Origin of the sequence: Methyloversatilis discipulorum, from assembly GCF_018780585.1 — a bacterium.
Taxonomy (GTDB): Bacteria; Pseudomonadota; Gammaproteobacteria; order Burkholderiales; family Rhodocyclaceae; genus Methyloversatilis; species Methyloversatilis discipulorum_B.
In genome coordinates, this window is the sequence record NZ_JADMJL010000026.1 from 30,710 (window position 1) to 40,835 (window position 10,126).

The 10,126-nt window shown below is 65.9% G+C and carries 12 protein-coding genes; 4 read left to right on the plus strand and 8 right to left on the minus strand.

Annotated elements, in window-relative coordinates:
- Positions 1-7: 7 nt before the first annotated feature.
- Genes tpx through IV112_RS12940 form a run of 8 tightly spaced genes read right to left on the minus strand, consistent with a single transcriptional unit; the run spans position 8 to position 6,251 of the window.
- Positions 8-511 carry a thiol peroxidase gene (gene tpx, locus IV112_RS12905; RefSeq protein WP_304003908.1) on the minus strand — a complete coding sequence of 168 codons (504 nt, stop codon included), beginning with the start codon at positions 509-511 and terminating at the stop codon, positions 8-10.
- Positions 512-559: 48 nt separating this feature from the next.
- On the minus strand, positions 560-1,771 hold the full coding sequence (locus IV112_RS12910) for a DUF3426 domain-containing protein (RefSeq protein WP_304003910.1): 1,212 nt from the start codon (positions 1,769-1,771) through the stop codon (positions 560-562).
- Complete coding sequence (gene prmA / locus IV112_RS12915; protein ID WP_296808540.1) at positions 1,771-2,703, minus strand: 50S ribosomal protein L11 methyltransferase; 933 nt, start codon at positions 2,701-2,703, stop codon at positions 1,771-1,773. Before prmA ends, IV112_RS12910 begins: the two co-directional genes overlap by 1 nt.
- Positions 2,700-4,061 carry an acetyl-CoA carboxylase biotin carboxylase subunit gene (accC, locus tag IV112_RS12920; protein ID WP_019915469.1) on the minus strand — a complete coding sequence of 454 codons (1,362 nt, stop codon included), beginning with the start codon at positions 4,059-4,061 and terminating at the stop codon, positions 2,700-2,702. The genes prmA and accC overlap by 4 nt, the downstream gene beginning before the upstream one ends.
- Positions 4,062-4,072: 11 nt before the next feature.
- On the minus strand, positions 4,073-4,525 hold the full coding sequence (gene accB / locus IV112_RS12925) for an acetyl-CoA carboxylase biotin carboxyl carrier protein (protein ID WP_019915468.1): 453 nt from the start codon (positions 4,523-4,525) through the stop codon (positions 4,073-4,075).
- Positions 4,526-4,569: 44 nt separating this feature from the next.
- Positions 4,570-5,088 carry a type II 3-dehydroquinate dehydratase gene (aroQ, locus tag IV112_RS12930; protein ID WP_020163262.1) on the minus strand — a complete coding sequence of 173 codons (519 nt, stop codon included), beginning with the start codon at positions 5,086-5,088 and terminating at the stop codon, positions 4,570-4,572.
- 57 nt (positions 5,089-5,145) lie between these two features.
- A complete protein-coding gene (locus tag IV112_RS12935) occupies positions 5,146-5,682 on the minus strand; it encodes a TlpA family protein disulfide reductase (RefSeq protein WP_304003915.1) in 537 nt (178 codons plus the stop codon).
- On the minus strand, positions 5,679-6,251 hold the full coding sequence (locus tag IV112_RS12940; protein ID WP_304003917.1) for a nucleotidyltransferase: 573 nt from the start codon (positions 6,249-6,251) through the stop codon (positions 5,679-5,681). The genes IV112_RS12935 and IV112_RS12940 overlap by 4 nt, the downstream gene beginning before the upstream one ends.
- 69 nt (positions 6,252-6,320) lie before the next feature.
- Between IV112_RS12940 and mpl the strand changes: the two genes are divergently transcribed.
- From mpl to IV112_RS12960, 4 genes are all read left to right on the plus strand, one after another.
- Entirely contained in the window at positions 6,321-7,670 is a 1,350-nt protein-coding gene (mpl, locus tag IV112_RS12945) for a UDP-N-acetylmuramate:L-alanyl-gamma-D-glutamyl-meso-diaminopimelate ligase (RefSeq protein WP_304003919.1), read from the plus strand.
- A 117-nt stretch (positions 7,671-7,787) separates the two neighbouring features.
- The gene (locus IV112_RS12950) at positions 7,788-8,258 is read left to right on the plus strand and encodes a DUF2244 domain-containing protein (RefSeq protein WP_232415947.1); all 471 of its coding nucleotides are present in this window, start codon (positions 7,788-7,790) and stop codon (positions 8,256-8,258) included.
- Between the two features lie 136 nt (positions 8,259-8,394).
- The gene (gene coxB, locus IV112_RS12955) at positions 8,395-9,450 is read left to right on the plus strand and encodes a cytochrome c oxidase subunit II (protein ID WP_304003921.1); all 1,056 of its coding nucleotides are present in this window, start codon (positions 8,395-8,397) and stop codon (positions 9,448-9,450) included.
- A gap of 48 nt (positions 9,451-9,498) precedes the next feature.
- Positions 9,499-10,126, plus strand: a 628-nt coding sequence (locus IV112_RS12960) for a cbb3-type cytochrome c oxidase subunit I (protein WP_304003923.1), incomplete at its 3' end; no start/stop codon positions are given.

Consider the following 10,126-nt stretch of genomic DNA (forward strand, 5'->3'; position numbering starts at 1 on the left):
GAAGTACTTACTTCAGCGCGGCCAGTGCGGCAGCGTAGTCGGGTTCCTGCTTGATCTCCGGCACCAGTTCAGCGTGCAGCACAGTGTCGTCGGCGTCGAGCACCAGCACTGCGCGCGCGGTCAGGCCCGCCAGCGGGCCGTCGATGATTTCGACGCCGTAATTGGCCATGAACTCGCGGCCGCGCAGCGTGGACAGCGACTGCACGTTCTGCAGACCTTCGGTTTCGCAGAAGCGCTTCATCGCGAACGGCAGGTCGGCGGAAATGACCAGCACGACGGTGTTGGCGATGCTGCCGGCCTGTTCGTTGAACTTGCGGGTCGAGGTCTGGCACACGGGGGTGTCCAGGCTGGGTACGATGTTGAGCACCTTGCGCTTGCCGGCCAGAGCGGCCAGCGACACGTCGGCCAGGTCGGTGCCGACCAGCGTGAAGGCGGGCGCCTTGGTGCCCTTGGCAGGGAAGTGACCGGCGAGGTGAATGGGGTTGCCGGCGAGCGTGACGGTCTGGGTCATGGGGTGTTCCTCCTGGTGCGTGGCGCTGCGAGGGGCCCGATCGGTTGATCAGGGATAGAAGACGTAGAGGCGGTAGCCGCCGGCGTTGGTGTCGGTCGGGTCGACCAGCACGCTGACCGCCTGTTCCGATGCGGCTGCGAATTCGCTGCCCTGACGGTCGGCCGGCAGGTAGTCGGCAGGTGCGAGCACGCGGCGCACGATGGGTCGGTCGCTGGTGTCGGTCAGGCTCAGTTCGAGATGCGGCCAGTCCTGCGCGTGCGTGGCGCCGTTGCGCAGCAGCGCGTTCAGACGCAGCAGCGGCGCCCGTTCGCTGTCCGGATTCAGTTCCGACGACTCGATGCTGATCAGATCGGCGCGACGCGGCGCAGGCAGCGTGCAGCCGAGGCGGGCGCAGACCTGTTCGAACAGCGGCTTCAGTGCCGGTTGCGCGATCACCAGTTCGGTGCGGAACAGATAGGCAAGCTGGGCGGCGGCCAGCAGCGAGAGCAGCAGGATGCCTGCGCTCCACAGCGTCGTCTTCAGCGCGCCGCGGCGAGGCGTCTGGTCTTCGCCATACAGTTCGCGGCGGATGCGCTGTACCGCCGGGTCGCGCACCGGTTCGAGCGCCGGCGGCGGGTCGAGCAGGGGATCGCGCGCGGACGTCGCGGGCGCGGCGACGATGTCGTCGTCGGGTGCCGGCGCGGCTTCGAGTTCGACGATGTCCAGCGGCTGCGTGACGTCCGGATCGGGCTCGGGCGCCGCCTCGCCTGCAGCGGTCGCGCCGGGATGGTCGTCGACGGGGGCTTCGTTTTCGGTGGTGGCCTCGGCGGCTTCTGCCGGCGCCGTGTCGTCGGCGCGCGTCTGCCAGTAGTCGGTGGTGCGCTCGACCAGCGCTTCCATGCTGTCGCCGGGCAGTGGCGAGGGCGGCGCGTCGGCGCTGCCGACGTCGAGGTCCAGCCGTTCGGTGGTGACAGCGGCCGGGTCGTCCGCCACCAGTTCGATGTCCGGCTCTGCCGCGAAGGTCAGCGTGGCATGGCTGTGTTCGGGTTCGTCCGCGACCGGCGCCGCGTTCTCGATGTCGGTGGCGGCGGACGGTGATGCGAGGTCTGCGGCGGCGGGTGCCGGCGTGTCACCGCTTTTCGGGAGCGGCACGTCCACCATTGCGTCGACAGCGTCGAACACCGTGTGGCAGCGGCCGCAGCGCACGCGGCCCTCGCGTGCCCGGAGCTGCACCGTGTCGACGCGGAAGACGGTGGCGCAGGCCGGGCAGCGGGACAGCATCAGACGCGCGTCCCGGTCAGCAGCACCCAGCCTTCCCGCTCGCCGGCAACCTCCAGTTCGAAGGCCGGGCGGTAGGCGGCGCGCACCATGTCGGTCTGCGCGGCGAGGATGCCGGACAGCGCGATGCGTCCACCGCTGCGCGTGAGACCGCACAGCAGCGGCGCCAGCACGGTGAGCGGGTTGGCCAGGATGTTGGCCACCACGACGTCGGCCGTGTGGTCGATGTTTTCGCGCGAATGCAGCAGTTCCAGCGTGGCGCCGTTGCGCTCGGCGTTGTAGCGGGCGGCGTCCATCGCGTGCGGGTCGATGTCGGTGCCGGTCACGCGCGCGGCACCGAGCTTGGCGGCGGCGAGCGCGAGGATGCCGGAGCCGCAGCCGTAGTCGATCACCGTTTCGCCGCCGCGGATGACTGAATCCAGCCATTCGAGGCAGAGCCGGGTGGTCGGGTGCGAGCCGGTGCCGAAGGCCATGCCCGGGTCGAGCGTGATGTTGATCGCCGCAGGATCGGGCTGGTCATGCCAGGACGGCACGATCCACAGACGCTTCGATACCGGGATGGGCTCGAACTGGGCCTGCGTGATGCGCACCCAGTTCTGCTCGTCCAGCGGCGAGGTCGTGTAAGGGGGCGGTGCTGTCAGGCCGGCCTGTTCGGCCGCTTCCGCCATCGCGGTCGCGTAGTCGGCGTCGCGGTCGAACAGCGCGTGGATGCGCGAATGCGGCCACAGCTCGACGGCGACCGGCATGCCGGGTTCGCCGAACTGCGGCTTTTCGTCCGGCGTGCCGGCGTCGGCGTCCTCGATGTCGACCGACAATGCGCCCGCTTCGAGCAGCGCGTCCGACAGTGCCTCGGCGTTGGCCGAGTCGGCCAGCAGCGTGACGGTGATCCAGCCGCCCGCCTGCTGCTCGCCCGGCTGTTCGCGCGATTCGCTCATTTGACTTTGGCCGCTTCCTGCGCCGCGAGCTTCTGCTCGAGGTAGTGGATGCTGGTGCCGCCGTCCATGAAGCGGGTGTCGTGCATCAGTTCCTGGTGCAGCGGGATATTGGTCTTGATGCCGCTGACGATCATTTCCGACAGCGCGATGCGCATGCGGCGGATCGCCTGGTCGCGCGTGTCGCCGTAGGTGATCACCTTGCCTATCATCGAGTCGTAGTGTGGCGGCACGGTGTAGCCCTGATACACGTGTGAATCGACGCGCACGCCCGGGCCGCCCGGCGGGTGATAGCCGGTGATCTTGCCCGGGCTGGGCGTGAACTTGTACGGGTCTTCGGCGTTGATGCGGCATTCCAGCGCGTGGCCGGTAAGCTTGATGTCGCGCTGCTTGAAGCGCAGCTTTTCGCCGGCGGCGACGCGGATCTGCTCCTGCACCAGGTCGATGCCGGTGATCAGTTCGGTCACCGGGTGCTCGACCTGGATGCGGGTGTTCATTTCGATGAAATAGAACTCGCCGTTCTCGTACAGGAACTCGAAGGTGCCGGCGCCGCGGTAGTTGATGCGGCGGCAGGCCTCGGCACAGCGCTCGCCGACGCGGGCGATCAGCCGTGCCGGAACACCCGGTGCCGGTGCTTCCTCGATGATCTTCTGGTGGCGGCGCTGCATGGAGCAGTCGCGTTCGCCCAGATAGACGGCGTTGCCATGTGCGTCGGCCAGTACCTGGATTTCGATATGGCGCGGGTTCTCGAGGAACTTCTCCATGTACACGGCGGGGTTGTTGAACGCCGCGCCGGCTTCGGCACGGGTCATCTGCACCGCGTTGATCAGCGCCGCCTCGGTGTGCACGGTACGCATGCCGCGTCCGCCGCCGCCGCCGGCCGCCTTGATGATGACCGGGTAGCCTATGCCACGCGCGATGCGGACGATTTCCTTCGGGTCGTCGCCGAGCGCGCCTTCGGAGCCGGGTACGCAGGGTACGCCGGCCGCCTTCATCGCGTCCTTGGCCGACACCTTGTCACCCATCAGCGTGATGGTTTCCGGGCGCGGACCGATGAACACGAAGCCGCTGCGCTCGACGCGTTCGGCGAAATCCGCGTTCTCGGACAGGAAGCCGTAACCGGGGTGGATGGCTTCGGCATCGGTCACTTCGGCGGCCGAAATGATGGCGGGGATATTCAGGTAGGACTGGCCGGACGGCGCCGGGCCGATACAGACCGACTCGTCGGCCAGTCTGACGTACTTCGCCTCGGTATCGGCTTCGGAGTGCACCGCCACGGTGCGGATGCCCAGCTCGCGGCAGGCGCGCAGGATGCGCAGCGCAATCTCGCCACGGTTCGCGATCAGAATTTTTCCGAACATGGGGAGGTCGCTCAGCCGATGATGAACAGCGGCTGGCCGTATTCGACCGGCTGGCCGTTCTCGACCAGGATGGCCTTCACGACGCCGGCGGCGTCGGACTCGATTTCGTTCATCAGCTTCATCGCCTCGATGATGCACAGCGTTTCGCCGATCGCCACCGACTGGCCGACATCGACGAAGGCCTTGCCGCCCGGCGATGACGAGCGGTAGAAGCTGCCGACCATCGGCGACTTCACGACATGGCCTTCCGGCAGTGCGGCTTCGGCCGGTGCGGCGGGCGCGGCGGCGGCCGGCGCGGCTGCGGCGGCGACCGGCGCCGGCGCAGCAACATAGGTGGCCTGGGCGGCCGGTGCCGGCAGATGCTTGGCGATCCGCACCTTTTCCTCGCCCTCGGTCACTTCCAGCTCGGAAATGCCCGATTCCTGGACGAGGTCGATCAGCTTCTTGAGTTTGCGCAAATCCATGGTGTATCCCCGCGTAAGCCGGCCTTCGTTGTGCCGGCGAGTGTTTATTTTCTGGTGTCGAGCCGCCGCAGCGCGAATTCGAGCGCGGCTTCGTAACCGTAGGCGCCCAGACCACACACCACACCGACTGCGATGTCCGACAGATAGGAGTGGTGCCGGAATGCTTCGCGCGCATGCACGTTGGACAGGTGCACCTCGACGAACGGAATGGCGACCGCAGCCAGCGCGTCGCGTATGGCCACACTGGTGTGCGTGTAGGCGGCCGGGTTGATCAGGATGAAATCGACGCTCTCGCTCCGGGCAGCCTGGATGCGACCGACCAGATCGCCTTCGTGATTGCTCTGGAAACATTCGAGCGATACGCCGGCAGCAAGCGCATTCACCTTCAGCTTCGCGTCGATGTCGGCGAGCGTCAGATGACCGTAGATTTCGGGTTCCCGCGTGCCCAGAAGATTCAGGTTGGGCCCGTGCAGCACGAGGATGCGACGGGTATTGGGGGTCGCATCCTGCGCCGCCGGCTGCGTGGCAGGTTTGGTCGCCTTGCGGCGCGTTGTTGGCTGCATGGCGGCAAGTTTGCCGGAATTCGCGTCAGATTGTCCAGCTGCGCCCGGTCCGGGCGCTCAGCGCAAGCGGGCGAGCAGGATGGCCTCCAGCTCCTCTTCCTTGTAGGTACCGAGCTTGCGTTCGACGATCTTTCCGTCCGGCGAGAAGATGACGGTAAAGGGCATGGCCTGCGCCGCATTGCCGAGATCGGCCGACAGCTGGATGGCGTCCGAGCCGCCGATCAGCAACGGATAGGCGATGTTCTCTTCCTGCAGGTAACGGCGCACGTTGTCGGCGTTATCGATGCTGATGCCGACAAACTGCACGCCGCGGTCGCGGTACTTCTCGGCCAGGCGGGAAAAGGCCGGCATTTCTTCGCGGCAGGGCGGGCACCAGGTGGCCCAGAAATTCACCACCTGCAGCTTTCCACGCCAGGCGGAGAAGGGCATGGGCTGGCCGTTCGCGTCGGCCAGATTGAGCGCTTCGAGGCGCGCTGCATCGGTCGTCGCAGCCTCGGTCAGCTGCGGTTGCCGGCTCTGGCCGAACCACACCCCGGCCACGCCGGCCGCGACGACCACCGCGGCGATCAGGCCGCGGCGCATCCAAGCATTCATTCCGTTTCCTCTTCCTTGTCCAGCAATGCGCGCAGTGACTCCGCGCGCAGCCTTTCGCGTCCGCGAGAGCGTTCAAGACCGGCCGGATAGACCGCGAGTTCAACCGGCAGGTCGTCCCAGTCGAACAGCAGCGTGGTTTCCGGGCTGTTGCGGTCCGGGCGACGTGGGTCGCGCGAGTCGAAGTCGACGCCGTTGTTGAGCAGGAAGAGCTCGACTTCCTTGGCGCTGTCGGCGAATACCTGCAGCTCGATTGCGGTGAAGCGCCCGGCCGTGCCGTCGACCACGCCGCCGGTCGCGTAAGGCTTGAAGCGGTCCAGTTCGACCATCAGCTCAAGCGTGGCGTTGCGCAGCGTGCGCAACTGTTCGGGCTGCTCGTCGGCGAAATAGATGGACTGGTAGTCGCGCACCGCCTCTTCGATCTCGGCATTGGTGGGCAATTCCTCGTTCGGGCCGACGCCGAGCTGGCGGGCGGCCTTGCGTTTGGCCAGGCCGTAGTCGCGGATGCCTTCTTCCGCGATCAGTCGCGCCGCGGCACTGGCGATCTGGCGTCTGATGTTGCTGGGGCGCATGTCGGGTGCTGCAGGGAAAGGAGGGGCGGGTTGATAGAATCCGCGACCATTCTGTCACATCGACCCACCATGCACATTCACATCCTCGGCATCTGCGGCACCTTCATGGGCGGCATCGCCGCGCTGGCGCGCGAAGCGGGTCACCGCGTCACCGGCTGCGACGCGAACGTCTATCCGCCGATGAGCACGCAGCTCGAACAGCTCGGCATCGAGTTGATCGAGGGCTACGATCCTGCTCAGACAGCGCTGGCGCCCGATGTGTTCGTGGTGGGCAACGCGGTGTCGCGCGGCAACCCGCTGCTCGAGGAAATCCTCGACCGCGGCCTGCCATATGTGTCCGGGCCGCAATGGCTGGCGGAGAACGTGCTGGCCGGCCGCTGGGTGCTGGCGGTGGCCGGTACGCACGGCAAGACGACGACCACTTCGATGCTGGCCTGGATGCTGGAAGCGGCCGGCCTGAAACCCGGCTTCCTGATCGGCGGCGTGCCGCAGAACTTCGGCGTTTCGGCGCGTCTGGGTGATGCGCCGTTCTTCGTCATCGAGGCCGATGAATACGACACCGCCTTCTGCGACAAGCGGTCGAAGTTCGTGCACTACCGCCCGCGGACCGCGATCCTGAACAACTTGGAGTTCGATCACGCGGACATCTTCCCGGATCTGGCCGCGATCGAGACGCAGTTTCATCATCTCGTGCGCACCATGCCGCGTCTTGGCCGCATTGTGGCCAATGGCGGCGAGGCGTCGCTGAAGCGTGTGCTGGCGCGCGGTGCATGGAGCGAGGTCGAGTGGTTCAACGACGCCGCCGGCTGGCGCGTCGAGTCGACCGGCGAGGCGCTGGCGGTGGTCGGGCCGGCGGGCGAACGCGCGGCGGGGCGTCTTGCGATGCCCGGCATGCACAACGCGAACAATGCGCTGGCCGCCATGCTGGCGGCGCGGCATGCCGGTGTGCGACCGGAGCAGGCGCTGGCGTCGCTCGGTGAATTCGTCGGCATCCGGCGCCGGCTCGAGCGCGTCGGCGAGGCCGGTGGCGTCACCGTCTACGACGACTTCGCCCATCATCCGACGGCCATCGACGAAACGATACGCGCGCTGCGTTCGGTGGTGGGCGACGCGCGCATCGTTGCGGTGATCGAGCCGCGCTCCAACACGATGAAGCTCGGCGTCATGAAGGCGCGTCTGCCCGATGCGCTCGCAGAGGCGGATGTGTGCTACTGCCTCGGCGGCCCTGCGCTGGGCTGGGACGCGGCCGAGGCGCTGGCGCCGCTGGGCGAACGGGCCCGTGTCGCGTCGTCGGTGGAGGATCTGCTTGATGCGCTCGCCGGCGGCGTGAAAGCTGGCGACCACGTGCTGGTGATGAGCAACGGCGGCTTTGGCGGCGTGCATCGTCGCCTGCTTGATCGCCTTGCCGGCAGGGTCTGAAGGCACCCGCTTGGTGCGGGGCAATATTGATAAGGATCAATACCCGTGCTAGCTTATGCCTGTTAAGCGGCCTGCAGAAGCCGTGTCAGGGGGAGATAACACTTCCGGGGCAGTTCAGTGTCCGCAGTGCTCAGCCAATCCAACGAGTTCAGCATCGTTGCGCGCCGCAACTGTTCGATGTCGCCGCGCGCACTTCTGGCCTTCTTCCTGGTCACGGCTGTGTTGTCTCTACTGATCGCGATGGCGTGGGCCATGGCTGGTGTCTGGTGGGTACTCCCGTTCGCGGGCGTCGAAATCGGGGCGCTGGGCATTGCCTTCATCGCTTTCGGCAGACGTGTAGGTGATTTCGAACGCATCCATCTCGACGACAGCAGGTTGGTCGTGGAGGTCTGCGAACGGGATCGTGTCTGCAGACATGAGTTTGTGCCCGCATGGGCAAAGGTCGAAACGCGCAGGGTCGGCCTGGGTTCCGAGGTAGTCGTGCGGTGCCGCGACCAGCAGGTCGTGGTGGGGCGGTATCTGGACGAGGGCGGCCGCGAGTTGCTGGTGCGGGAGCTGTCGGCTAGATTGCGGGAAAGACGGTTTTAAGACCGCGGTTTCAGAATCAATCACAACATATATCTGGGGTTGCAATATGGCGCTAACAAGAGGTGGCTCGTCCATCGCCCGCAGGGCGTGGGCCGGGATGGGGTTGTTTCTGCTTGCTGGGCTTGCCCAGGCGGAAATGAAGCTCAATCTGCAGGAGCCGATCACCGAACTGGGTCAGAAGGTGTATGACCTCCACCTGCTGATGACCATTGTCTGTGGCGTCATTTTCGTGGCCGTCTTCGGCGTGATGTTCTGGTCGGTATTCGTGCACCGCAAGTCCGCCGGTCACAAGGCCGCAACCTTCCACGAAAGCACCACGGTAGAAATCCTGTGGACCATCGTTCCGGTCTTCATCCTGCTCGGCATGGCCTGGCCTGCCACGAAGACCATCCTCGCGATGCGCGACACCAGCAATCCCGACATCACGATCAAGGCCACCGGGTACCAGTGGAAGTGGGGCTATGACTACCTGAAGGGCGACGGCGAAGGCATCAGCTTCACCAGCAACCTGTCGACGCCGCAGCCGCAGATCCGCAACGAGGCGGCTAAGGGCACCGATTACCTGCTCGAAGTCGACAACGAGCTGGTCGTGCCGGTCGGCAAGAAGGTGCGCATCCTGACGACGGCGAACGACGTGATCCACGCATGGTGGGTGCCGGCGCTGGCGGTCAAGCAGGACGCGATTCCCGGCTTCATCCGTGATACCTGGTTCCGTGCCGAGAAGACCGGTACGTTCCGCGGTCAGTGTGCCGAACTGTGCGGCAAGGACCACGGCTACATGCCCATCGTCGTCAAGGTGGTGACCGAAGACGAATACGCGGCATGGGTCGACAAGAAGAAGGCCGAGCTCGCCGCTGCGGCTGACGACCCGAACAAGATGTACACCGTCGAGGAACTGAGCCCGCGTGGTGCCAAGGTGTTCGCCGCCAATTGCGCCGCCTGTCACCAGGCCAATGGCCAGGGCCTGCCGCCGGCCTTCCCCGCGCTCGACGGCTCGAAGGTGGTGCTTGGCTCGCAGGACGCGCAGATCAATCTCGTGATGAACGGCAAGTCGGGTACTGCGATGGCCGCGTTCAAGCACCTGAGCGATACCGATCTGGCTGCCGTGCTGACCTACACGCGCAACAGCTGGAGCAATGCGACGGGCGAGGTCATCCAACCGTCGGACATCAAGATGGCCCGCGAAGAGTAAGCGGCTCTCTGAACGTTCAGTCACTTTCTAGATTTCCAGGAGATACACATGGCTGCGATTCCGGGCGGTGCCGACCACTCGCACGATCATTCGCATGATCACCACCCCAGCGGACTGATGCGCTGGGTGACCACCACCAATCACAAGGACATCGGCTCGATGTACCTGTGGTTCTCGTTCGCAATGTTCATCGTCGGCGGCATCATGGCGCTGGTGATCCGTGCCGAGCTGTTCCAGCCGGGCCTGCAGGTGGTCGATCCCGACCGCTTCAACCAGATGACGACGCTGCACGGTCTCATCATGGTGTTCGGCGCCATCATGCCGGCCTTCGTCGGCTTCGCGAACTGGATGATCCCGCTGATGATCGGCGCATCCGACATGGCGTTCGCGCGCATGAACAACTGGTCGTTCTGGCTGCTGCCGCCGGCCGCCATCCTGCTGACGACCTCGCTGCTGGTTCCGGGCGGTGCCGCCGCGTCGGGCTGGACGCTGTACCCGCCGCTGACCATCCAGATGGGCATCGGCATGGACATGGCGATCTTCGCGGTCCACATCCTCGGCATCTCCTCGATCATGGGTTCGATCAACATCGTCACCACGATCCTGAACATGCGCGCGCCGGGCATGACGCTGATGAAGATGCCGCTGTTCTGCTGGACCTGGCTGATCACCGCCT

Bases quoted from the DNA above. Each gene is read 5' to 3' on its own strand.
- tpx (WP_304003908.1), bottom strand. From the start codon at position 511: ATGACCCAGACCGTCACGCTCGCCGGCAACCCCATTCACCTCGCCGGT.
- IV112_RS12910 (WP_304003910.1), bottom strand. From the start codon at position 1,771: ATGCTGTCCCGCTGCCCGGCCTGCGCCACCGTCTTCCGCGTCGACACG.
- prmA (WP_296808540.1), bottom strand. From the start codon at position 2,703: ATGAGCGAATCGCGCGAACAGCCGGGCGAGCAGCAGGCGGGCGGCTGG.
- accC (WP_019915469.1), bottom strand. From the start codon at position 4,061: ATGTTCGGAAAAATTCTGATCGCGAACCGTGGCGAGATTGCGCTGCGC.
- accB (WP_019915468.1), bottom strand. From the start codon at position 4,525: ATGGATTTGCGCAAACTCAAGAAGCTGATCGACCTCGTCCAGGAATCG.
- aroQ (WP_020163262.1), bottom strand. From the start codon at position 5,088: ATGCAGCCAACAACGCGCCGCAAGGCGACCAAACCTGCCACGCAGCCG.
- IV112_RS12935 (WP_304003915.1), bottom strand. From the start codon at position 5,682: ATGAATGCTTGGATGCGCCGCGGCCTGATCGCCGCGGTGGTCGTCGCG.
- IV112_RS12940 (WP_304003917.1), bottom strand. From the start codon at position 6,251: ATGCGCCCCAGCAACATCAGACGCCAGATCGCCAGTGCCGCGGCGCGA.
- mpl (WP_304003919.1), top strand. From the start codon at position 6,321: ATGCACATTCACATCCTCGGCATCTGCGGCACCTTCATGGGCGGCATC.
- coxB (WP_304003921.1), top strand. From the start codon at position 8,395: ATGAAGCTCAATCTGCAGGAGCCGATCACCGAACTGGGTCAGAAGGTG.